Source organism: Lysobacter enzymogenes (genome assembly GCF_017355525.1).
GTDB lineage: Bacteria > Pseudomonadota > Gammaproteobacteria > Xanthomonadales > Xanthomonadaceae > Lysobacter > Lysobacter enzymogenes_C.
On sequence record NZ_CP067395.1, the window covers coordinates 4758302 to 4781307 of the forward strand.

The window sequence follows — 23006 nt, forward strand, 5'->3', positions numbered from 1 at the left end:
TCAGTCGCGTTTGATGCCGAGCCGGTCCAGGCGCCGGTACAGCGCCTGTCGCGACAGTCCCAGTTCGCTGGCGGCCTGCGCCAGCACGCCGCCGGCGCGCTCGATCGCCGCTTCGATCGCGGCGCGGTCGGGCTCGTCGCCGCCGGATGGCGCGGCCGCCGCGGCCGCGGCCGCCGCCGCGGGCGGCGCCGGCAGGCCGAGGTCGGCCGCGGCGATGGTGTCGCCGCGCGCCAGCAGCGCGGCGCGCTGCAAGGTGTTGCGCAGTTCGCGCACGTTGCCGGGCCAGGCGTGCGCGAGCAACGCGCGCTCGGCGTCCTCGCCCAGGCGCTTGCCGGCGCCGAGCGCGCTGTCGGCGAGGAAATGGCGCGCCAGCGGCAGCACGTCGTCGCGGCGCTCGCCCAGCGGCGGCAGCTGGATCTGGATGGTGTTGAGGCGGTAGTACAAGTCTTCGCGGAAGCGCCCGTCGCGGATCATCGCCGACAGATCGGCGTTGGTCGCGCTGATGACCCGCACCTTGACCTGACGCTCGCGGTTCGAGCCCAGCCGTTCGAAGCGCCCGGTTTCCAGCACCCGCAGCAGCTTCATCTGCCCGGCCGGCGGCAGGTTGCCGATTTCGTCGAGGAACAAGGTGCCGCCGTCGGCGGCTTCGAACTTGCCTTCGCGCATCTTGTTGGCGCCGGTGTAGGCGCCCGCATCGGCGCCGAACAGTTCGGCTTCGATCAGCTCGGTCGGCAACGCGCCGCAGTTCAAGGTCACGAACGGGCCGGCCGCGACCGCGGAGTTGGCCTGGACGATTTCGGCGATCTTTTCCTTGCCGGCGCCGTTCGGGCCGACGATCAGCACCGGCACGTCGGCGCGGGCGACGTGGCAGGCCAGCTCCACCACCCGGGTCATCGGTTCGGACGCGAACACCAGCCCGCGCAGGTCGTAGCGCGCGTCGAGCTCGCGGCGCGCGCGCCGGCGCTGCTCGTGCAGGCGGTTGACCTCGCGCGCGCTGTCGCCGAGTTCGAGCAGGTTCTCCACGCTGGCGAGCAGCTTCTGGTCGTCCCAGGGCTTGGCCAGGTAATCGGCGGCGCCGGACTTGGCCAGGTCGACCGCGGTGTCCAGGTGGGTCCAGGCGGTCAGCAGGATGATCGGCAGGTCGGGGTGGCGCGCGCGGATCGCGCGGAACAGCGCCACGCCTTCCTGGCCCGAGGTGGTGTCGGCGGTGAAGTTCATGTCCTGCAGCACCAGGCCCACGTCTTCGCGCGACAGCGTCTCCAGGCCCTGCTCGGGAGACTGCGCGGTCAGCACGCGGATCTCGCGCAGGCCGAACAGCAGATCGAGCGCGGTGGCGACCGCGGGGTTGTCGTCGATGACCAGAACGGTGCGCATGGAAGGCCGGCAGCGGGGGGAGATGCGGAAAGCGCGGGACGGTTCGCGGTTTCCAGGTGCCGAGTATGCCAGCGCGGGTTGCGGCGGGCGTAGGGCGGGAGTCGGGGGCGGCGCGGCCGGGCGGGGAGGGCGAAGGTCGAGGCGGGGTCCGGCTTTTGCCGGAACGACGGCGGGCGGGGTGTGGCGTCGGGGGCGACGGCGGGGTCGCGTCGCTTCGGTCGGAAGCGGCGCGCGCTCGGCGGAACGCGCGCCGCGCCGGTTCACTTCGCCGCTGCGCCGCCGCCGGCCGCGACCGAGGCGATCCACTCGTCGACCCGCGCTTCCAGCTCGCTCAGCGGCAACGCGCCGCCGCCGAGCACGCGGTCGTGGAAGGCGCGCACGTCGAACTTGGCGCCGAGCTGGTCCTGCGCCCGCGCGCGCAGCTCGCGGATCTTGAGCTGGCCGACCTTGTAGGCCAGGGCCTGGCCCGGCCAGGCGATGTAGCGGTCGGCTTCGGCCTGGATGTTGGGCTCCTCCATGTCGGAGTGGTCGCGCATCCACTGCACCATCTGATCGCGGCTCCAGCGCTTGTAGTGCACGCCGGTGTCCAGGACCAGGCGGTTGGCGCGGATCAGTTCCTGCGAGAGCCGGCCGAAATCGCTGTACGGATCCTGATAGAACCCCACTTCCTTGCCGAGTTCTTCCGAGTACAGGCCCCAGCCCTCGATGAAGGCGAGCTGGCCGAGCAGGGTGCGGAACTTCGGCAGCGCCGGCAGTTCGCGGGCGATGGTCATCTGCAAGTGATGGCCGGGCACGCCTTCGTGGTAGGCCACCGCTTCGACCGTGGTCAGCAGGCGCTTTTCCGGCTCGCCGGTGTTGACCGTAATCAGGCCCGGGCGCTTGCCGTCGGGCGTGCCGGCCATGTACTGCGCCGCCGAGGCTTCCTTCTCGCGCCAGGTTTCCACCGCCTGCACCTGCACCTTGGCCTTGGGCAGGGTGCCGAACAACTGCGGCAGCTTGGTTTCCATCTGCGCAAGGTACTTGCGGTATTCCTCGAGCAGTTGCTCGCGCGAGCTGGCGTGGCGCTTGGGATCGGCGGCGACCGCGTCGCGCATCGCCTTCAGGCTGGCATAGCCCAGGCGCTGGGCGATCTCGCTTTGCGCCTTTTCGATCCGCGCCACTTCGCTGAGGCCGAGCTGGTGGATCCGCTCCGGCGACTCGGTCGTGGTGGTGTACTGCTCGATCGCGTAACGGTACAGCGCCTCGCCGTTCGGCAGCGACCACACGCCGTATTCCTTGCGGCCGTGCGGCGCGTAGTCCTTGCGCACGAAGTCGGCGAGCTTGCGCAGCGCCGGGCGCACTTCGCCGTCGACCGCGGCGACGATCTCGCGGCGCAGGCGCTCGCGTTCGGCGGCCGGCACCGAATCGGGGAATTTCTTCAGCGAGGCGGCGAAGACGTTGTCCGCGCCGGCTGCGGCGGCGAGGTTGTCGCACTGCGAGGCGACCTTCTCCAACAGATAGGACGGCTGCATCAGCCCGTCCTTCATGCCCTGGCGGGCGACGCCTTCGACCTGATCGAGCAGCTTGGGCAGGCTGTGCAGGCGCTTGAGGTAGTCGTCGTACTGGCGCGTGTCGTTGAACGGGAACGCGCTGACCAGGGCGGTGAGGTTGAGGTGCACGCCGACGAACTGGTCCAGCGGCATCTCCTGGGTCTTGAGTTCGTAGCCGCGCAGCGAGGTCTTGAGCCACTGCACCATCAGCCGCTGGTTGAGCCGGTCGGCTTCGGGAAAACCGCGGGTGTCGACCGCCTCGAACCGCGTCAGCATGGCCTGCTGGGCCTTGCGCATGCGCTCGGCGCCGGCCAGCGAGTAGTCCGACCAAGCGTCGTTGTAGCGATAGTCGCCGAAGAAGCTGGCCTGCTCGGGCAGCAGCCGCATCAACTCCTCCCATTGCTGGTCGAGCTGGGCGTTGAACGCGGCGACGCGCTTGGCGACGTCGGCCGACGGCGCTTGCGGCGCGGCGGGCGCCGCGGCGGCGAGCGCGGGCAGCGCCGGCGTCGCGGCCAGCGCGGCCGCGAGCAGGGCGACGCGCAGCGCCGGACGCAGGGTGCGCAGGGGGAAGCTCGATTTCTTCATGGACGACTCCGTGGCGGTGAGGCGGGGCGCGCGCCGGGCGCGGCGTCCCGGGCCGTCCGGCGCGGGCGCCGGACGGAGCGGTGGCAACGTGGGATGCGGATCGTCGCGAGCATGCCGCAAGCCCGCGTGCGACACCGCTGACGAATGCAAGGCTGGGCGGATGACTCGGGTCAGCCGCGTTCGCCGGCGGGTCGTAACCCCTGATACGGCGAACGCGGTTGCGGTTGCATTGTGCGTCCGTGCCGCGCGCTGCGTGCTTATGTCGCGCGCTGAGCGCTGCGTGCTTATATCGCGCGCTGCGCGCTTATGCCGCGCGCGTGGCCAGCGCCGGCGGCACCATCGCCGCGCGCCGGGCCGGGCCGTACACCGCCACCTGCCCGAGCAGCCACAGGCTCAGCGCGCCCAGCGGCAGGTACAACGCCGGCAGCCGCGGCAACTCGTAGTACTTCATCAGCAACAGGTTGATCGCGAACGCCATGACCATGCCCAGGACGATGCCGATCGCGGTCAGCAGGAAGTTCTCGGTCTGGAAATAGCGCAGGATCTGCCCGCGGGTGGCGCCGAGCGCGCGGCGCACGCCGATCTGCTTGGTGCGCTGCTGCACCCAGAAGCTGGCCAGGCCGACGATGCCGAGCGCGGTGACGATCAGCAACGCGATGCACACCGCGCCGAGCAGCCACACCATCGCGCGGTCGGTGCGGTTGAACTCCTCGGCCATCGCTTCGACGGTCTTGTTGTCCTTGCTCAGGATGCGCTGCGGACCGAGCTTGGACAGCGTCTCGCCGGCGGCCTTCAGCACTTCGTCGCGCCGCGCCGGATCGGTGACCCGCAGCAGGTAGATGCCGTTGTTGTAGTCGGCGCGGGTCGGGTAGATCACCGAATAATCCGCCGAGGCCGGGCCGTTGAACTCGTTCGGCCGCAACAGGTGCTCGACCACGCCGATCACCCGCCGGCCATCGCTGTCGCCGGTATAGAACGGACGGCCGAGCGGATCCTGGCCCGGGAACAGCTTGTCGGCCAGGGCCTTGCTGATGATCGCCACCGGGACCGGCGCCGCGCCGGGCTTGAGCCGCTCCGACAGCGGCACGATTTCGTCCTCGCGGAAGTTGCGCCCGGCGATCAGCTTCAGGCCCAGGCTTTCCAGCAACTGGGTCTCGCCGTAGTTGACGCCGACGCTGGCGGTTTCCAACTGCTGGTTCGGCTTCGGGCCGACGCCGGAATTCCACGCCGAATCGCCGTAGCGCACCTGGTTGGAGATCGTGGCCGAGCGCACGCCCGGCAGCGCACGCAGCGCGGCCAGGTCGCTGCGGGTCAGCGCATCGGCGTCCTTGTTGGTGCTGATGTCGCTGATGCGCAGCGCCACCAGTTCGTTTTCGACCATGCCGCTGGGCCGTTGCAGGCGCGCGACCCGGTTCTGGATCAGGAACAGCGCGTTGCAGATGATCGCGCAGGTCAGCGCGACTTCGAACACGATCAATGCGGCGGCGGTCTTGTGGCGGCGCAAGGTGGTCAGGATCGGACGGATGTCCATGGTGGCCTCACTGGCTCTTGAGCTGGATGGCGGGCGTCACCTGGCAGGCGCGCCAGGCCGGCAACAGGCCGGCCAGCACGCTGGCGGCGACGGCCAGGGCGAAGGTGGTGGCGAGCATGGCCGGGTCCAGCCGCGCCAGCGCGGCGTAGCCGACCGACTGCTGGCGCACCGCCCACAGGCCGAACTGCGCCAGCAGCAGGCCGAGCAAACCGCCGGCCAGGCCGATGCTGCCGGCTTCGACCAGGCACTGGGCGAAGATCGCGCGCTTGGTCGCGCCGAGCGCGCGGCGCACGCCGATCTCGCCGGAGCGGCGCAGGAACTTGGCCAGCAACAGGCCGACGGTGTTGAGCAGGCACACGGCGAGGAAGCCGAACGCCAGCCACATCTGCAGGCGCACGTCGGCCGGCACCACCCGCTTGTAGTCCAGCCATTCCATCACGCTGTCGAGCTTGGGCGAGGTCGGGCGCACATAGACCCCGGCGCTGCGCTGCTGGGCGACGTAGTTGTCCAGATACTGGCGGTATGCGGCGGCTTTCTGCGGCGTGTTCAACTCCACCCAGTACTGCATCCAGATGCACTTGGCGTTCGCGTCGCGGGTGCCCTCGGGCAGGCTGCTGCTGTCGTCCCAGCAGCTGATGCTGCCCTGCGGGCTCATGCGCATGTCGCGCGAGCTGCTGAACGGCACGAACAGCTGCTCGGGTTCGCCGAAGCCGCGGTCCACGGTGAGGTCGTAGAAATTCGGCTGCGGATGCCAGTCCTCGATCACGCCGATGACCCGCAGCTCGTAGTTGTCGGCCCAGATCGTCTTGCCGACGCTGTCGGCGCCGCCGAACAGACGCTCGTTGAGCTTCTTGCCGAGCACCGCCACGCGCGCGCGGCCGGCGTCTTCCTTGGCGGTCCACGGCGCGCCGTACTGGAACGGCACCTGGAACATCGGGAAGAAATCGGCCGAGGTGAAGCGCGAGTTCTGGCGGAACGCCGGCAGGTTGTCGCGGCGCGGCTCGACCGCGACGTTGCCGCTGGTCATCAGCGCCTGGCGGTCGGCGCGGGCGTCGCGCAGCAGCGCTTCGGCGTCGAAGCGCGACATGTTGTCCGGCGGTTCGTCGCCGGGGACGTAGCCGGTCATCGAACGCGGATCCAGGCGCGGCTGGAACAGGGTCTGGCTCTTGCCCGGCAAAGGATCGCCGGACAGCACGTAGAACACGGTCAGGGTGGTCATCGCCGCGCCGATGCCGAGCGCGATGGCGAGCACCATCAGCGCGGTCAGCACCCGGTTGCGCTTGAAGCTGCGCATGGCGAGCTGCAGGTAATAGGCGAACTGGCTGTTGCCGGACATGGGCGCGGCCTCAGGCGACGGTGGCGTCGGCCGCGGCGGTCGCGATGCCGGCGGAGGGGCGGATCAGGCTCGCTTCGGCGCGCAGGTCGGTGGCCATGCCGTCGACGATGTGCACGTTGCGCTGCGCGCGCGCGGCCAGTTCCGGATCGTGGGTGACCATGACGATGGTGGTGCCCTGGCCGTTGATCTCCTCCAGCAGCTCCATGACCCCGCGCGCCATCTGCGAATCCAGGTTGCCGGTCGGTTCGTCGGCCAGCAGCAGGCGCGGCGAACCGGCCAGCGCGCGCGCGATCGCCGCGCGCTGCTGCTGGCCGCCGGACAGTTCGGTCGGGTAGTGGCGCATGCGCGAGCCCAGGCCCACTTGCGTCAGCGCCTGTTCGATGCGCTGGCGGCGCTCGGCCGCGGGCATGCGCCGGTAGCGCAGCGGCACGTCGCAGTTGTCGAACAGGTTGAGGTCGGGAATCAGGTTGAAGCTCTGGAAGATGAAGCCGATCTTCTGGTTGCGCAGGCGCGAGCGCGCGTCGTCGGACAGGTCGCGCACGTCTTCGCCGTCGAGCTTGTATTCGCCGCCGGTGAAGGTCTCCAGCAGGCCGGCGATGTTGAGGAAGGTGGTCTTGCCCGAGCCCGAGGGGCCGGTCACGGCGACGAACTCGCCGTCGCGCACGTGCAGATCCAGCGAACGCAGCGCGTGCGTCTCGACGAGTTCGGTGCGGTAGACCTTGGTGACCTGGCGCATCAGCAGCATGGCGGTGTCCTTGGAGCGGGGATTGGGGATTCGGGATTGGAGATTGGAGATTCGCAGCGCGGGTCGGCCGGAGCGGCGCGTCTATCCGGACGTCATCCCCGCGCAGGCGGGGATCCAGGGCTTCATCGCGACATGACGCTGAAGTCTCTGGATCCCCGCCTGCGCGGGGATGACGTCCGTGTGGGTGCGCGGCATCGCGATGCGCCTCAACGCACCGAGAACAGCGGCAGCGCGATCGCGCTGGCGAAGCGCAGGCGCGAGGAACGCTTCGGCGCGTGGCTGGCGGCGTTGGCGCTGCCGGCGCGCTCGCCGGCGTCGGCGAAGTCGATCAGCTGGTGCAGGCGCAGCGGCACCGCGTCGGTCAGTTCCTGGGCGTTCCAGTGCGGGGCGAAGTCGTAGGCGTTGGCGGCGTTGAAGGCGTTCATGGGTTCATTCTCCGGAGATGCGGACGGTTTCGGCGTTGGCGAACTGGTCGGCGCCGGAGACCACGATGCGGTCTCCCGGCTGCAAACCCTCGAGGATTTCGACTTGACTCAGGCTGCTCGCGCCGGCGCGGATGACGCGGCGGGTGGCGACGCCGGCGGACACGACGTAGGCGCTGTGGCCGCCGTCCTGTTCCAGGAACGGGCCGCGCTCGACGATCAGCGCGTTGCGGCGGGTGTCGAGCACGATGCGCGCGCTCAGGCGCTGGTTCTGGCGCAGCGCCGGCGGCTGCTTGCCGTCGAAACGCAGGCGGCTGGCGACTTCGCCGGACACCACTTCCGGCGACACCGCCGAGATCTTGGCCGCGTAGCTCTGGCCGTCGTTGCCGGCGATCTGCGCCGGCATGCCGATGGCGAGGTCGCGGGCGAAGCTTTCCGGCACCTTGATCTCGACCTCGAACACGCCCAGGTCGACCACGCTGAGCACCGGGTCGTTGATCGCGACGTTGGCGCGCTGCGCCACCTGCACCTGACCGACCTGGCCGTCGAACGGCGCGCGCAGGGTCAGCGCGTCGACCTGGCGCTGGGCCTCGGCGACGATCGCGGCCTGGCGCTGCGCCAGCAGGCGCTTGTTGCGCGCGTCCAGGCTGGCGCTGCGGTCCTGGCGGCCGATGCCTTCGCGCGCATGGCTCAGGCCGATATCGGCCTTCTTCAATTCGTCCTCGGCCTTGGCCACGTCGACCTTGGCCACCGCGCCGCCGGCGAAGGCGCGGTTGTAGCGCTCCAGGTCGCGCTCGGCGGCGGTGCGGTCGATCCGGGCCTGGTCGAGTTCCTTGCGCGCGGTGGAGCGCGCCAGTTCGCCGTCGAGCTCGGCGCGGCTGGCTTCGGCTTCCAGGCCGGCGAGGGTGGACTGTTCCTGGGCCAGCTTGCTGCGCAGCTCGGGGCTGTCGATCTCGGCCAGCACCTGGCCCTTGCGCACCGCGTCGCCGGCGACGACCTTGAGGTCGACCGAACCGCCGGCGATGGCGTACAGCACCGGGCTGTTGGCGGCGATCACGCGGCCGTCGGCGGCGATGTCGCGGACCAGGTCGCCGCGCTTCACTTCGGCGATGCGCAGGCGCTCGGCCGACACCGAAGAACCGCTCGCGGCCCAGCCCGAGGCGACCCAGGCGCCGGCGCCGAGCACCGCCGCGCCGACGGCCACGGCCAGCGCCCACTGCCGGCGGCGGCGGTTGTGGCCCGCGGCGGGGGCGACGCGGTGGTCCTGGGCGGAGGTGTCGCGGATGCTCATCGGGCTGCTCGGTTGGGTCTCTGCCCAAATACCAAGCACATCCCGTGCCAACTTTAACTGATTGATTTTAAAAGGTGGACAGGCCTGTCAGGGCGTCCGTCCGTCCGGACGCGGTGTCCGCGCGGACGCCGTCACGGCCGTCCCGGCCGCGCCGCCCTTAGAATGCGGTCACATTTTCTCGGACGCTCCCCGCATGTGTGGAATCGTAGGCGCGATCGCCGATCGCGATGTGGTGCCGGTCCTGATCGAAGGCTTGAAACGATTGGAGTACCGCGGTTACGACTCGGCCGGCATCGCCGTGTTCGACGGACAGTCGCTGCGCCGGGTGCGGCGCACCGGGCGCGTGGCGGAGATGGAATCGGCGGCGCAGTCGGAACGCTTCAGCGCCCAGGTCGGCATCGGCCACACCCGCTGGGCCACGCACGGCGGCGTGACCGAAGCCAATGCGCATCCGCACATCAGCTTCGGCGAACTGGCGGTGGTGCACAACGGCATCATCGAGAACCACGACGAGCAGCGCGAGCGTCTGCGCGCAGCCGGGTACGCGTTCGAATCGCAGACCGACACCGAAGTCATCGCCCACCTGATCCATTCGTATCTCCAGCAGGGCCACGACCTGCTGGCCGCGGTGCAGGCGGCGGTGCGCGAGCTGGTCGGCGCGTACGCGATCGCGGTGGTGAGCCTGAAGGAGCCCGGCCGCTTGATCGCCGCGCGCATGGGCTGCCCGCTGCTGGTCGGCCTCGGCGAGGGCGAGAACTTCGTCGCCAGCGACGTGTCGGCGATCGTGCAGGCCACGCGCCGGGTGATCTTCCTGGAAGAAGGCGACACCGCCGAAGTCACCCGCGCCGCGGTGCGGGTGTTCGACGCGCACGGCGCGGCGATCGAGCGCGAGGTGCATCTGTCGGACGTGTCGCTGGCGTCGCTGGAACTCGGCCCGTACCGGCACTTCATGCAGAAGGAAATCCACGAGCAGCCGCGCGCGATCGCCGACACGATCGAGGCGGTGATGGACAACAACGGCTTCAGCGCCGAATTGTTCGGCGCCGATGCGGCAGCGGTGCTGGCCGACGTCGAAGGCGTGCAGATCCTGGCCTGCGGCACCAGCTATTACGCCGGCCTGACCGCGCGCTACTGGATCGAAGCCATCGCCGGGCTGCCGTGCCAGGTCGAGATCGCCAGCGAATACCGCTACCGCGCGGCGGTGGCGAACCCGAAGCAGCTGATCGTGACGATTTCGCAGTCGGGCGAAACCCTCGACACGATGGAGGCGCTGAAGTACGCCAAGTCGCTCGGCCACGACAAGATCCTGTCGATCTGCAACGTGCCCGAGAGCGCGATCCCGCGCGCGAGCAAGCTGGTGTACTACACCCGCGCCGGCGCCGAGATCGGCGTGGCCTCGACCAAGGCCTTCACGACGCAATTGGTGGCGCTGTTCACCCTGACCGCGACCCTGGCGAAGCTGCGCGGCGCGCTGAGCGCGGAGCAAGAGGCCGAGTACGTCGACGCGCTGCGCCACCTGCCGGGCAGCGTGCAGCACGCGCTGAACCTGGAGCCGCAAGTGGCCGGCTGGGCCGAGCGCTTCGCGCCGAAGCACCACGCGCTGTTCCTGGGCCGCGGCGTGCATTACCCGATCGCGCTGGAAGGCGCGCTCAAGCTCAAGGAAATCTCCTACATCCACGCCGAAGCGTATCCGGCCGGCGAGCTCAAGCACGGCCCGCTGGCGCTGGTCGACGCGGCGATGCCGGTGGTGGTGATCGCGCCGAACGACAAGCTGCTGGAGAAGGTGAAGTCGAACATCCAGGAAGTGCGCGCGCGCGGCGGCGAGATGTTCGTGTTCGCCGACCTGGACAGCCATTTCGGCGAATCCGAGCAGGTGCACGTGATCCGCACGCCGCGCCACGTCGGCGTGCTGTCGCCGGTGGTGCATGCGATTCCGGTGCAGCTGCTGGCGTATCACGCGGCGTTGGCGCGCGGGACGGATGTCGACAAGCCGCGCAATCTGGCCAAGGCGGTAACGGTGGAGTAAGCGGCGGCGCGAGCCGATCGGGACGCGCCGAATGAGCCGGTTCGGCTGCATTCGGCGTGTTGCGTAGGGACGACGGGCAACCAGGGGCGGCAAGGACGATGCAGGCAAGCACACGCAAGCGCGGCGGCGCGATTCTGGCCGCAGCGTCGCTGTTGGTCGCCGCGGGATTGGCGGCCGGGTGGATGTGGGGCCGCGAACGGCCCGGCGCGCAGGCCGACCGGCAGGGCGCGCCGGCGCAAGCGCCCGATGCGTCCGCGCCCGGCGCCGCGCCGACGGCCTCGTCTTCGCCGCGGCCGTTGCCCGCGGGCCGCTTCCAGGACATCCGCGGCGCGCTGGAAGTCCGCGCGCGCGCCGGCGATGCGCAAGCCGCCTACCGCTTGGGCGAAGTGCTGGGCCGCTGCCCGGGCTATGAGCCGATGCCCGGCGGCGCGTTCACCGACCTGCTCGCGCGCACGATCGCCAAGAGCGGCACTACGATGCTGCGCATCGGCGACCGCAAGTTGGACGATCCGGACGTTTTGGACATGATGCTCTACGCCAAGGATCGGGCCGACGCGATCTGCGGCGGCGTCGGCGATCTGGCCGGTTCGGTGCGCAAGGGCGAGGCGCGCGAGTGGATGGAACTCGCGGCCGAGCGCGGGCACACCCAGGCGATGGTCGACTACGGAAACTTCGCCTTCGAGGACCTGCCCTCCGACGGCGACTTGCTCGACCATGCCGAGGAAGTGGCGCAGCGGCGCGAGCGCGCACGCGGCTATCTGCGCCGCGCGTTCGAAGCCGGCGATGCCGACGCGATGCTGGCGCTGGCCGCCGCGCACGGCAACAAACCGTACCTGGGGCGCGACACCACCCAGTCGCTGGCTTACTTCAAGGCCTATCGGCGCACCGCTGCGGCGCGCAAGCTGCCGCGCGGGGTGATCAATATGATCGAACAGCAACTGACCCAGAACGCGAGCGCGCAGGAACTGCGCGATTCCGAGCAGCGCTCCGCGCAGATCCTGCAGGCGTTCCAGCAGCGCAGGGCGCCGCGATGAAACGCCTGATCGGGTGGGGCGCGCTGTTGTTGCTGCTGGCAGGATCGGCGTTGTGGGTTTTCCGCGGCCGCAGCGCTTCCGCCCCGGCCGCGTCCGCCGCGCAGGTCGCCTACAGCGGCCCGGACCCGGCCCGGCGCGGCGCGGCCGCGAGCGCGCAGGATCCGGCGACGACGCTGCGCCAGCGCTTGGCGACGCCGCTGGACGCAGAGCCGCTCGACCGCGATTGGGCGCGACGCATCCATGCCGACATCCTCGCGCGCGATCCCTCGCAGCGATGGTGGCTGCTGCCGTTCGCCGAGGTCTACGCCGAACTGCGCGCTGCGGCGGAAAAAGGCGATGCGCGGGCGCAGTACGCGCTCGGCCGCCGCTCCGCGGATTGCCTGGCCACGATGCGCGACGACACGCCCGCGAATCTGCTGAGCCGGTTGGATCAGGAGACGGAATTCGCCAAGGACGGCCCCTATGCGCAACGGCGCATGGCCAATATCCGCCAGCAGACCCGCGACGCCCTGGCGCGCTTCGATGCCTGTTCCGGGCTTGATCGCCCCTGGGCGGACGAGTCCCTGGCGTGGCTCGAACGCGCCGGCCGCGGCGGCGCCGAAGGCGCCAGGCTCGGCTACGTCAGCGCCTGGGCCAGGCAGCTCGGCGGCGATCGCGACGCCTTGATCGCCGGGATCGAGCGCGTCGCGGCGCAACGCGCGTTGGCGCGCGAGTGGCTGGAGCAGGGCCGCGCCGCGGGCGACGACAGCGCGCTGGATCTCTACATCGACGCCTATTCCGGCGCCAACGGTCTGTATCCGCGCGACCGGGTGCAGGAGTTGGCGTATCGCTATGCGCGCGATCTGGTCCAAGGCCGGCGCAATTCGCAGTTCGATTCGCTGTGGGCCAAGGGGCCGATGCGCTACGGCCAGGACCTGAGCGCGCAGCAGTGGGATGCGGCGGAAGCGCAGGGGCGCGAGATCTTCAAGGCCTATTACGAAGCGCGTCCGGTGTGGCGCAACGGCAAGCCGCCGTCTTTGCCGCCGCCGCCGTCGCTGCCGCCGACATCGACGCCGCCGCAGGTCGAGGGATGACCGGAGCGGCGTTCTCGCCTGCGGCGCTTTGCGTTGCAAACGAGAATCGTTCTCACATATAGTGCGTGCGTCCCGTCGCACGCAGCAGTCCCCATGTCCGCTCGATCCTGCCTCGCCCTGTCCCTGGCGGCGATGCTCGCGCCTGCCCAGGCGCAGAACGTCCCGCAACCTCAGGCTACGGATCGGGCCGCCGCTTCGGGTTCCGACGCGGGCGCTGCCGCGGCACCCGCGCCGACCTCGGTCACCGACCTCGACTCGGTCCAGGTCATCGGCCGCGCCCAGCGCCTGTACAAGGCCGACCAGGCCGCGGTCGGCACCCGCACCGGCACGCCGCTGGAACGCGTGCCGCAATCGGTGCAGGTGCTGCCGCGCGAACTCATCGACGACCAGGCCGCGCGCCAGGTCACCGACCTGTACCGCAGCATCAGCGGCATCAGCTACTTCAGCTACGCCGGCGTCACCCTGCGCGGATTCCGCCAGGAAAACGTGCTGTACGACGGCCTGCGCGGCGATCCGTACTCGGGCTTCTCGGTGCCGCAGCTGTTCAACATCGAACGCATCGAAGTGCTCAAGGGCCCGGCCGGCGCGTTGTACGGCGGCGGCGATCCGGGCGGCGTCATCAACTACGTCAGTAAGAAACCCAAGCGCGAGAGCGAACGCAGCATCGAACTGCAGGCCGGCAATTACGGCTTCCGCGCCGCTTCGGTCGAACTGACCGGCCCGCTCGCGAACAACGAGCGTATCCGCTACCGCGTCGGCGCCTACGCCGACGACGAGAATCCCTTTCGCCGCAACACCGATGCGCAGAGCGTCATCGGCGATTTCGGCCTCGCCTTCGACATCGGCGACACCGGCGAACTGAGCCTGCAATACACCGATGTCACCCAGAACCTCGGCGGCAACCGCCTGCGCGGCGTGCCGGTCGACGACAACGGCCGCTTCCTGACCTCGACCCGCTGGAACCACAACGAGCCGACCGACTACCTGGACATGCGCGCCAAGGTCGCCTCGGCGCGTTTCTCCGCTAAGCCCAGCGACAGCCTCGACATCGACGTGTCCGCGCGCTGGTTCGAGAACCAGGAAGCGCAGCAGTACCACGAGCCGATGGGCCTGATCGACCGCGACCGCGACGGCGTGCGCGAATGGATGACCCGCCAGTTCCGGGACCAGTTGCGCGACAACCGGGCGGTCGCGGTCAACGCCAATCTGGTCAAGCGTTTCGAATTCGCCGGCATGCCGCATCAAGTGCTGTTCGGCGCCGACGCCTATCGCGCCGACAGCGACTTCAAGGGCCGCACCGCCAATTCCGACACGGCGCGCGGGCCGGTGCCGGGCATCGACCTGTTCCGTCCGGTCTACGGCCTGACCTCGGCCGCGAGCTATCGTCTGGAGCGCTTCGCCTGGAGCGGCACCAGCACGCGCGGCAACCGCTACGGCGCTTACCTTCAGGACGAGATCGGCCTGTCCGAGCGCTGGTTCCTGCTCGCGGGCCTGCGCTGGGACGGTTTCAAGGACGAGAACCGGCTCAACGGCAGCAGCGTGGACGGCGACGACCTGAGCTGGCGCCTCGGCGCGACCTTCGCCGCGACCCGCGCCACCAATCTCTACGCCAGCCTCGCCAGCGGCTTCCTGCCGCAGAGCACCAACAACCAGAATCCCAACGCCGGCGGGCCGTTCGATCCCGAGCGCAGCCGGCAGTGGGAGATCGGCGCCAAGTCGAGCCTGTTCGACGGGCGGGCGACGTTGAACGCGGCGCTGTACCGGATCGAGCGGCGCAACATCCTGCAGGCCGACGGCCGCGTGGTGAACGGCGTCAGCCAGCTCGCGCCGTTGGGCCTGGTGCGCAGCGAAGGCCTGGAGATCGACCTGCTCGCCGACCTGACCTCGCGCTGGGTGCTCAACGTCGCCTACGCCTACAACGACGCGCGCGTGCTCGAAGCCGGCCGCAACGGCATCGTCAATTCCAGCGGCGGGCGCTTCGCCAACGCGCCGCGCAACAAGCTCGGGGTGTGGACGCGCTACGACATTCCAGCGTTGCGTTCGGCGCTCGGCTTCGGCCTGGACTACGTCGACGAACGCGTCAGCCTCGACGGCCAGCGGGTCAAACCCTACACCGTGTTCGACGCCAGCTGGCAGACCCAGTGGCGCGACTGGAAATTCCAGGCCAACCTCAAGAACCTGTTCGACAAGGTCTACGCCGCCAGCGGCTTCATCGAGCGCAACGGCCATTTCCCCGGCGAACCGCGGCGTTTGTACCTGCAGGCGCAGTACAGCTTCTGACCGCCGCGCTGTGAACGCCGCCACGCCAGCCGCCCAGGCCAGCCAGAAATCCGCGACGCGGCGGCTGTGGTTCGACCTCCACAGCTGGCTCGGGCTCAAGCTCAGCATTTTCATGAGCTTCGTCTTGCTCACCGGCACGTTGGCGGTGCTGGCGCACGAAATCGACTGGCTGCTCAATCCGCCGATGCGGGTCCAGCCCGACCCCGCGCGCCGCGCGAGCTGGGGCGAGATGGTCGACGCGGTGCGGCGCGCGCATCCGTACTGGACTGTGGAAACGCTGCAAGCGCCGCAGGCTTCGCGCTTCGCCGCGCAGGCCACGGTACGCACCGAACGAGGGCGGCCGCGCTTCGTCTGGGTCGACCCGTACCGCGGCGTGGTCACCGGCGACACCGGCTGGTTCAATGCGCACCGTTTGCTGCGCAACACCCATCGCCATCTGATGATGCCGACCGCGATCGGCGTGCCGATCGTCGCTGCGCTGTCGGTGCCGCTGCTGTTGTCGGGGCTGAGCAGCCTGTACATCTACAAGCGCTGGTGGCGCGGCTTCGCCGCATGGCCGCGGCGCGAGCGGCCGCGGCGGTTCTGGGGCGACCTGCACCGTTTGCTCGGCGTGTGGAGCCTGGCTTTCGTGCTGCTGATCGGCGCGACCGGCCTGTGGTATCTGGTCGAATCGCTCGGCGGCGACGCGCGCGTGGTCAAGCCGCCGGCGGCGAAACACGCGCAGGCGCTCGCGGCCGATGGCGCGACCGTCGACCGCGCGGTGGCCGAAGCCAAAAAACGCTGGCCGCAGTTCGAAGTCGAAGGCGTCGCGCCCGGCGGCAAAGACGGCACCTTGCTGCTGACCGGGCAGGCCGACGCGGTGCTGGTGCGTCCGCGCGCCAACGCCATGGCGTTCGACGCCGCCGACGGCCGCTGGCTCGGCGCGCGCGACGGCCAGGACTTGAACCTGCACCAGCGCATTTCCGAAATGGCCGATCCGCTGCATTTCGGCGACTTCGGCGGGTTCTGGCTCAAACTGGTGTGGTTCGGGTTCGGCGCCATGCTCAGCGCGTTGAGCTTGTCCGGGGTGTATCTCTATGGCCTGCGCATCGCCGACGGCTGGCGATCGGCGCAGCGCAAGCGCGAGCGCGGCGCATGAGCGTCTGGCGCGCGATCTGGCTCGGCATGGGCCGCTGGAAATGGCTGTGGCTGGCGCTGCTGCTGGTCTGGATGGCGCTGATGCCGGCCGAGATCGCGCGCTGAGCGCGGCGTTCACGCGCGCGCGACGATCTTTTCACTTCGCCGTGGCGGCCGGCTTACCGCGTCGCGCCTAGGCTGCCTGCATCGTTTGGATAGAGGCAGCGACGTGCATATCGTGCTTGGCGGAACCGGACATGTCGGCTCGTACCTGGCCCGCGAACTGATCGCGCGCGGCGAGCCGGTGACGGTGGTGACGCACAACCCGGAGCATCGCGACGAATGGCTCGCGCGCGGCGCGCAAGTCGCGCTGATCGACGTGCACGACACCGCCGGCCTGCGCAAGCTGTTCCGTCGGGGCCGGCGCCTGTTCCTGTTGAATCCGCCGGCGGCGCCGTCCACCGATACCGATGCCGCGGAAAAGGCCAGCCTGTACTCGATCCTGGCCGCGCTGGAGGATTCGGGCCTGGAGAAGATCGTCGCCGAATCCACGTACGGCGCGCAGCCGCTCGAACGCGCCGGCGATCTGGGCATCCTGTACGAGATGGAGCGCGGGCTGCGCAAGCTGGGGATCGCGTACAGCGTGATCCGCGCCGCCTACTACATGAGCAACTGGGACGCGTCGCTGGACGACGCGCGCGAGCGCGGCATCGTGCGCAGCTTCCTGCCGGCCGAGTTCCGCCTGCCGATGGTGGCGCCGCACGATCTCGGCGTGGCCGCGGCCGAGCTGATGACCGCGCCGGCCGACGAACAGGTGTTGCGTTACGTCGAAGGCCCGCGCCGCTATTCGCCCGCCGATGTGGCCGCGTGCTTCGCCAGCGCGCTGGGGCGCGCGGTGACGGTGGAAGAAGTGCCGCGCGACCGCTGGGTCGAAGGTTTCCGCGAACTCGGATTCTCGCAGCCGGCGGCCGAGTCGTATGCGGCGATGACGGCGGCGACGGTCGACGGGCTGGAACTGGCCGACGATCCGGTGCGCGGCGCGACCACCCTGCGCGAGTACATCGACGCGCTCGCCGGCGCGGCCTGAGCGCGGCCGCAGGCCGGCGGGCGGGTCCGGACCGGCTTGCGCCGGCGCCGGCCCGCCCGCCGATGTTTCATTTTTGAAATGTCCTGAGCGCCGCGGCGGCGGCGTTTGATTCGGGGTGATCGGCGCGTCTCGCGCAATCGATCCAGACCACATGGAACCGGACGCGGCGCAGACAGCGCCGCGATGGCGAAGCTTTGCGCCGATAGGGAGAGATACATGCCGCTGGGACGCCTGCTCAACCTCAACCAGATCGTCGCCGGCATCCGCCCGGCGCCGGCCGCACCCGCGCCCGCGGCGGCGCCGACGCCGGCGCCGGCGCCGCTCGCCGCGGCCGGCCTGCGCATCCGGGTGCCCGGCGGCGTCATCGCCGCGCCGCCGGCCGTGCACGCGGCCACGCCGGTCGCCGCGCCGGCCGTGCACGAGGCCACTGCGCCCGCGCTCGCGCCGGCCTTCATTCCCGGCGCGGCGCTGCGGGTGAATCCGGCGGTGCTGCGCGCGCAGCCGGCGATCATCGCCCAGTTGGAAGGCCGCACCCTGCGCCCGCGCCTGGACGCGCTGCGGCCGGGCCTGCTGCCGAACGCCGGCGGCGGCTTCACCCGCGCCGAGTCGGCGTACCCGATCAGCCCGAACGCCGCACCCGACGACCGCTGCATTTTCGAAGACGCCAAGAATCCGCAGCAGCGTTACTGGCTGCCGCGCTTCCGCCTGCGCAGCGGCAACGGCCGTTACGAGATCGGCGTGGCCGAAAACCAGGGCGCCGACGGCCTGTACGCGGTGAGCCTGGCGCTGGAGACCTACGCCGCGCCGGAAATCGCCGAAGCCGCGCGCACGATGGTCATGATGGGGATCAACCGCAGCGCGGTGATCGCTTATCGCGCGCCGGGCACTTCGATCGAACAGCGTCTGCCGGTCGCCGAACTGCTCGACGATCCGCGCGGCGGCTGCGTGGCGATGCTGCACCTGAGCCTGCCCGAACGCGACAACCTGCTGCGCGCCTTCATGTCGGCCGACACCCAATGCCGGCTGATCGTGTCGCGCGGCTACGCGGTGGCGGTGCCGCGCGCGCCCGCGGCGCCGGCGGACGCGCCGAAGCGCCAGCTGATGATGGTCAAGGGCCAGATGCAGCTGCTGCGCGCGCCGGTCGCGGAGATGATGCTCAAGCCAGACCTCGCCGCTGCGGCCGTGGTCGCATCGCCGTCGGACGTGTCCGCCGCGAGGATCGCGCCGCCGCGCGGCATCGCCGCGGCGAAACTGCGGCCGGACGTTGGCGCTTCGATCATCGCCGGCGACGAGGTGTGGCAGCGCAAGCCGCTGCAACCGCGCCCGCGTCCGTTCCCGTTCCCGCAACCGCGCCCGCAGCCCGAGCCGCAGCCGCAGCCCGAACCGGAACAACGCTACGACCTGTCCAACCAATTGCAGGACTGCAGCATCGCGCTGCTGTTCGAACCGGCGCTGCACCCGTACATCTACCCGGCCGGCAGCGCCAGCGGCCCGCGCGCGCCGCGCTGGGCCGTGCACTCGCTGCGCTATCCGGCCGACAGCGGCCGCGTCCACGCCTATTTCCAGGACCAGAACGACCCGTCGCGGATCTACTACCTGCCCGATTCGTTCAAGCTCGCCCGCCGCGGCGACGCGCCGCACGCGCCGGCGCTGGTGTTCCGCGTCGACCAGGGCGACCAGGCCGAGCAGGCGATGGTCGATCTGACCTGCGAAGTGCGCCCGGTCACCGACGGCGAACGCCTGCTGGCCGCGCGCGCCGCGCTCGCCGACAAGGTGCCGCGCAGCGCCGCCAACCCCAATGCCGAGTTCGAGCTGCGCCTGCTGCGCGCCAGTTCGACCCTGCAGATGGCGCTGCTGCGCAACGGCGCGGTGCGTTCGGAAACGGTGCCGGCGATCATCGACTGGGACAACGGCTTCACCGTCAACGAGCGCTTCAAGTTCGACGACTTCCAGGACGTGTTCGGCGTGCTGATGGCCGCCGGCGGCGGCTCCAACCTGCTGCAAGGCAGCGTGGTGGTGGCCAGCGGCGTCAACGAGAACGTCACCGTGCCGGTCAAGCTCAACTTCGCCGACATGGAAGGCGAGCTGTTCCGCTCGATCGAGACGCCCGACAACGCCACCGGCGCGGTCGAGGTCGAGCTGCTCAACGCCATCGAGAGCACCTTGCGCATCACCCGGCTGCCGGTGTGGGTGACCCGCGGCGAAGGCCTGGTGGAGGCGCGCACCGATCGTCTCGACCTGAGCCAGCCGGTCGACATCGCGCCCGGCGCCAGCGTCCGCTTCGGCGTGCTGCCGGCCAGCGTGCCGACCGGGCCGCTGCCGGCCGACGCGATCTTCAACACCGCCTCGGTGCGCGCGATTCCCGACGGCGAAGCCATCCTCAAGTACTGCCTGGACGACAGCATCGACCAGGAAACCGTGCGCACGGTGACGGTGATGACGGTGCCCGACGTGCTCGCCAACACCGGGGGCGCGGGCGGCGAAATCGCCAGCATCCTGGTCGAATTCCGCGGCAACCGCCGGGTGATGCTCAACGCGGCCGCGGCCAGCGCCGACGTCGAGGTGCCGGTGCCGTTGATGGACATCCTGCTGCGCAAGGACAGCGAAGGCCGCTACGAATACCGCAAGACCGTGGTGTACAAGTCCGGGCAGAAGGAGCCGACCACGCCGTGGACCGCCGACGACACCGGCGTGCTGGTCGTGGGGCTGGGCTGACATGTCGCTCTCCGCCCGCCCCGACTGGCGTTCGCCGCTGCCGATCGCGCAGCGCCGCGCGTACGCCGCCTACGATCAGCCCGGCCGCTTCCTGCTGCCGCCGCAGGCGCTGGCCGCGCACGCCGCCGACGGCGAATCGCCGCTGCGCCTGGACATCGTCCAGCAGAACCGCGGCGATGCGCTAGCGCGCTATTCGATCCTGTCGCTGGCCTTCGCCGCCGACTTCGGCCTCGACGCCGCGCGCCAGGCCGCGTTCGAACTCGGCCAGCGCGTGCAACTGGCGCCGCTGCCGGTCGAAGGCGGTTGGCTGCGGCTCAACGCGGTGCAGGCGCTGGACTTGCCGCCGGCGCTGGGCGAACTGCTGTCGCTCGACGCCGCCAGCCTCGGCGCGCTGAATCTGGCGGTGCGCCTGGACAGCGCCGGTACCGACCTGTTCGTGGCCGCGTTGCAGCGCGGCCTGCTCGCCGTCGGCGCCAGCGCGTGGCTGCGCGTGCGCGGCGTGGCCGAGCGGGTGCCGCTGACGCTGAGCTTCGATCCCGCCGCCGTGCTCGCCGCGGTGCGCGCGCTGGCCGGCGGCGGCAACGCCATCGACGCGGCGCTGCTGCGCCAGCGCCTGATCGACGCGCCGCATCTGCTCGGCCTCGGCCTGCCCGAGCGTTCGGGCGATATCCCCAAGGAAACTCTCGCCGACGCGGTGCTCGACCGCATCGCCGCGCGCTTCGCCGCGCCGGCGCCGTCGCCGGCCGACGCGCCCGTCGGCGTGCGGCTGGTGTTCGACCCAGCGGCGATGGCCGCCGGACGCGTGCAATGGAATCTGGCCGACGCGCTGCTGGCGCCGCGCTTGCTGGTGCTGGAAGCCGATCCGCTCGGCCCGCTGCGCACGCTCGCCGCCGGCGAGCTGCACGACCGGGTGGTGCGCCGCTTCGACGCGCGCGCGCTGGCCAGCGGCTGGCGCAGCCTCACGGTGCGCGCGAACCTGCCCGATCGCCGGGTCGGCGTGGCGACGGCGCAAGTGGAACTGCAAGTGCCGGCCAAGCCGCCGGCGCGCATGTTCACGCTCAAGGCGAGCGCGCTGCTGGCGACGTCGGACAAGCCGGTGTCGCTGGATTTGCGCCTGTCGCCGAGCGAGCCGCTGGCGTATCAGTGGCAGGCCAATGCGGTGTTGCAGAACGAAGGCCGGGTGGAAACCGTCAAGGGACCGCTGCGCAGCGGCGACCGCGAGCATCTGCTGGTCGGCGCCGACGACTTCGGCCTGCGCTGGCTGCCGGTGGAAGCCGAGCCGGCGTTCCTGCAGCAGGCCGATATCGAGGTCGAATGCTACGGCCTGCGCAAGGGCAAGCCGTGGAGCGCGCGCGCCACGCTCGATGCGGCGCGACCGGATCTGGCGTTCGCCGTGCCGTTCGACGTCGACGACGCGGCGATCCGCGCGGTCGCGCGCGCGCGCGGCGACGGCGCGCAGCGGACGATGGCGCCGCTGCCGGCCGACAGCCTGCGCCTGGACGCCTTCAGCTTCGACGGCAGCGGTTCGCGCGAACTGGCGCTGGACTGCGAATTCGACGACGACGCGCGCCAATGCGCGATCGAGATCGCGCCGGAAGACGGCATCGACGACCCGCAGCGGCGCAAGCGCATGAGCTTCACCCGCGCGCGGCCGCAGCAAAGCTGGGGCTGGCTGGCGCTATCGCCGTTCCGTAGCGGCTACCGCTGGCGCTGGAACGCGCAGGCGCCGTGGTCGCCGGTGCTGCAACCCGACGCGCCGCTGCGCCTGCGCAGCAGTCAGGCCGCGCTGGCGGCCGCGACCAACTGATTCGAACGGGACAAGGACGGAGAAGCGACGCATGAATGCGGACAAGGACGACAGCGCCGCCGGCGACGGCGGCTACGAAGAAATAAACGGCGTGCTGGTCGCGCAGGACGCGGACGGCAACTGGCGCTATCGCCCGCGCGCGCCGGGCCTGGCCCGCGGCCACGACGGCCGCGCCCAGTTCACCCTGATCGGGGCCGGTGCGGTGACGATGCTGGCGCTGACCGCCAGCTGGGGCGTGCCGGCGGCGACGCTGGACGCGCTGCGCGCCGAACTGGCTGCGCGCGCGCAGCTGCCGGCGGCGCAGTTGAGCCTGTCGCCGGAAGCGGTCGAAGTGGGGACGGTGCGGCTGATGCTCGGCGACGGCGCCGGCCGGTTCGAGGAACTGGCCAAGGCGCAGTCGTCCGGCGCGCCGCCGTACCACACCGCGTTCAATGTGATGCTGAGCGCGGAGCAGGCGGCGAAGGTGCGCAAGGCATTGAGCGGCGAACGCGGCTGGCTGGAGCTGCGTTACGAAGCCAGCGACGCGCCGCGCGCGCGCCGCGCGAGCAGCGCGCACACGCAGGAGACCCTGCGCGTGGACGCGGCGCTGCGCGACGCGCAAGGCGAAGCCGGCCTGAGCGCCGAGTTGGGTTACAGCGAGCGGGTCGAGACCGACGACGGCCCGCACGAGCCGCGTACGCGATCGTACTCGGCCGATGCCGCGGACTGGGGATTGCCGACGCAGTAAACGATCCGCCGCGCGGTGCGGCGGACGCAGCGGTTGGATCGGTAGGCGACTGCGCATCGGCTGAGCGAACGCCGACGCAGCCGCGACCGGGTCCGAACGGCGCGAACGTGCGCCGGCGGCGATGGCCGCGACACAGACGAACGTCACCCGCGCGCGGCCGGCGCTGTCCGGCCCGCCACGGATCCGCTCGTGCGTTAGTTGCGGCGCGCGCTTCGAAGGCGCGCGCCGACGGGATTCTTCGCGCCCGAAAAGTCGCGAGAAACACCGGAATTTCACGTGTTTTTCTGTGTCCGGTGAGAACTGTGATCGGCGTTGGATGATTCGAGCC

At 70.6% G+C, this 23006-nt stretch carries 16 protein-coding genes; 9 read left to right on the forward strand and 7 right to left on the reverse strand.

What is annotated here, in order from left to right:
• The 7 genes from JHW38_RS20120 to JHW38_RS20150 all read right to left on the reverse strand — a co-directional run bounded on the left by JHW38_RS20120 (position 1) and on the right by JHW38_RS20150 (position 8813).
• Complete coding sequence (locus JHW38_RS20120; RefSeq protein ID WP_207523090.1) at positions 1-1374, reverse strand: sigma-54-dependent transcriptional regulator; 1374 nt, start codon at positions 1372-1374, stop codon at positions 1-3.
• 260 nt (positions 1375-1634) lie between these two features.
• The gene (locus JHW38_RS20125; RefSeq protein WP_207526441.1) at positions 1635-3467 is read right to left on the reverse strand and encodes a DUF885 domain-containing protein; all 1833 of its coding nucleotides are present in this window, start codon (positions 3465-3467) and stop codon (positions 1635-1637) included.
• A 325-nt stretch (positions 3468-3792) separates the two neighbouring features.
• A complete protein-coding gene (locus JHW38_RS20130; RefSeq protein WP_207523091.1) occupies positions 3793-5019 on the reverse strand; it encodes an ABC transporter permease in 1227 nt (408 codons plus the stop codon).
• Between the two features lie 7 nt (positions 5020-5026).
• Entirely contained in the window at positions 5027-6355 is a 1329-nt protein-coding gene (locus tag JHW38_RS20135) for an ABC transporter permease (RefSeq protein WP_207523092.1), read from the reverse strand.
• A 10-nt stretch (positions 6356-6365) separates the two neighbouring features.
• A complete protein-coding gene (locus JHW38_RS20140; RefSeq protein ID WP_207523093.1) occupies positions 6366-7100 on the reverse strand; it encodes an ABC transporter ATP-binding protein in 735 nt (244 codons plus the stop codon).
• Between the two features lie 206 nt (positions 7101-7306).
• Positions 7307-7525 carry a hypothetical protein gene (locus JHW38_RS20145; RefSeq protein ID WP_207523094.1) on the reverse strand — a complete coding sequence of 73 codons (219 nt, stop codon included), beginning with the start codon at positions 7523-7525 and terminating at the stop codon, positions 7307-7309.
• Positions 7526-7529: 4 nt separating this feature from the next.
• Complete coding sequence (locus JHW38_RS20150) at positions 7530-8813, reverse strand: efflux RND transporter periplasmic adaptor subunit (RefSeq protein WP_207523095.1); 1284 nt, start codon at positions 8811-8813, stop codon at positions 7530-7532.
• A gap of 193 nt (positions 8814-9006) precedes the next feature.
• Here JHW38_RS20150 and glmS point away from each other — a divergent pair, with 193 nt between their 5' ends.
• From glmS to JHW38_RS20195, 9 genes are all read left to right on the forward strand, one after another.
• Entirely contained in the window at positions 9007-10839 is a 1833-nt protein-coding gene (gene glmS, locus JHW38_RS20155) for a glutamine--fructose-6-phosphate transaminase (isomerizing) (protein ID WP_207523096.1), read from the forward strand.
• Positions 10840-10937: 98 nt separating this feature from the next.
• The gene (locus tag JHW38_RS20160) at positions 10938-11873 is read left to right on the forward strand and encodes a hypothetical protein (protein WP_207523097.1); all 936 of its coding nucleotides are present in this window, start codon (positions 10938-10940) and stop codon (positions 11871-11873) included.
• Positions 11870-12946 carry a hypothetical protein gene (locus JHW38_RS20165; RefSeq protein ID WP_207523098.1) on the forward strand — a complete coding sequence of 359 codons (1077 nt, stop codon included), beginning with the start codon at positions 11870-11872 and terminating at the stop codon, positions 12944-12946. The genes JHW38_RS20160 and JHW38_RS20165 overlap by 4 nt, the downstream gene beginning before the upstream one ends.
• A gap of 93 nt (positions 12947-13039) precedes the next feature.
• Complete coding sequence (locus tag JHW38_RS20170; protein WP_242691003.1) at positions 13040-15226, forward strand: TonB-dependent siderophore receptor; 2187 nt, start codon at positions 13040-13042, stop codon at positions 15224-15226.
• A 10-nt stretch (positions 15227-15236) separates the two neighbouring features.
• A complete protein-coding gene (locus JHW38_RS20175; protein ID WP_242691004.1) occupies positions 15237-16364 on the forward strand; it encodes a PepSY-associated TM helix domain-containing protein in 1128 nt (375 codons plus the stop codon).
• A gap of 207 nt (positions 16365-16571) precedes the next feature.
• Positions 16572-17429: an NmrA family NAD(P)-binding protein gene (locus JHW38_RS20180; RefSeq protein ID WP_207523099.1), complete on the forward strand. Its 858-nt coding sequence runs from the start codon at positions 16572-16574 to the stop codon at positions 17427-17429.
• Between the two features lie 216 nt (positions 17430-17645).
• Entirely contained in the window at positions 17646-20144 is a 2499-nt protein-coding gene (locus tag JHW38_RS20185) for a hypothetical protein (RefSeq protein ID WP_207523100.1), read from the forward strand.
• A gap of 1 nt (position 20145) precedes the next feature.
• Entirely contained in the window at positions 20146-21951 is a 1806-nt protein-coding gene (locus tag JHW38_RS20190; RefSeq protein WP_207523101.1) for a hypothetical protein, read from the forward strand.
• Positions 21952-21982: 31 nt separating this feature from the next.
• Positions 21983-22678 carry a hypothetical protein gene (locus tag JHW38_RS20195; RefSeq protein ID WP_207523102.1) on the forward strand — a complete coding sequence of 232 codons (696 nt, stop codon included), beginning with the start codon at positions 21983-21985 and terminating at the stop codon, positions 22676-22678.
• The last annotated feature ends 328 nt before the right edge of the window (positions 22679-23006 follow it).

Bases quoted from the DNA above. Each gene is read 5' to 3' on its own strand.
- JHW38_RS20120 (WP_207523090.1), bottom strand. From the start codon at position 1,374: ATGCGCACCGTTCTGGTCATCGACGACAACCCCGCGGTCGCCACCGCG.
- JHW38_RS20130 (WP_207523091.1), bottom strand. From the start codon at position 5,019: ATGGACATCCGTCCGATCCTGACCACCTTGCGCCGCCACAAGACCGCC.
- JHW38_RS20135 (WP_207523092.1), bottom strand. From the start codon at position 6,355: ATGTCCGGCAACAGCCAGTTCGCCTATTACCTGCAGCTCGCCATGCGC.
- JHW38_RS20140 (WP_207523093.1), bottom strand. From the start codon at position 7,100: ATGCTGCTGATGCGCCAGGTCACCAAGGTCTACCGCACCGAACTCGTC.
- JHW38_RS20145 (WP_207523094.1), bottom strand. From the start codon at position 7,525: ATGAACGCCTTCAACGCCGCCAACGCCTACGACTTCGCCCCGCACTGG.
- JHW38_RS20150 (WP_207523095.1), bottom strand. From the start codon at position 8,813: ATGAGCATCCGCGACACCTCCGCCCAGGACCACCGCGTCGCCCCCGCC.
- glmS (WP_207523096.1), top strand. From the start codon at position 9,007: ATGTGTGGAATCGTAGGCGCGATCGCCGATCGCGATGTGGTGCCGGTC.
- JHW38_RS20160 (WP_207523097.1), top strand. From the start codon at position 10,938: ATGCAGGCAAGCACACGCAAGCGCGGCGGCGCGATTCTGGCCGCAGCG.
- JHW38_RS20165 (WP_207523098.1), top strand. From the start codon at position 11,870: ATGAAACGCCTGATCGGGTGGGGCGCGCTGTTGTTGCTGCTGGCAGGA.
- JHW38_RS20170 (WP_242691003.1), top strand. From the start codon at position 13,040: ATGTCCGCTCGATCCTGCCTCGCCCTGTCCCTGGCGGCGATGCTCGCG.
- JHW38_RS20185 (WP_207523100.1), top strand. From the start codon at position 17,646: ATGCCGCTGGGACGCCTGCTCAACCTCAACCAGATCGTCGCCGGCATC.
- JHW38_RS20190 (WP_207523101.1), top strand. From the start codon at position 20,146: ATGTCGCTCTCCGCCCGCCCCGACTGGCGTTCGCCGCTGCCGATCGCG.
- JHW38_RS20195 (WP_207523102.1), top strand. From the start codon at position 21,983: ATGAATGCGGACAAGGACGACAGCGCCGCCGGCGACGGCGGCTACGAA.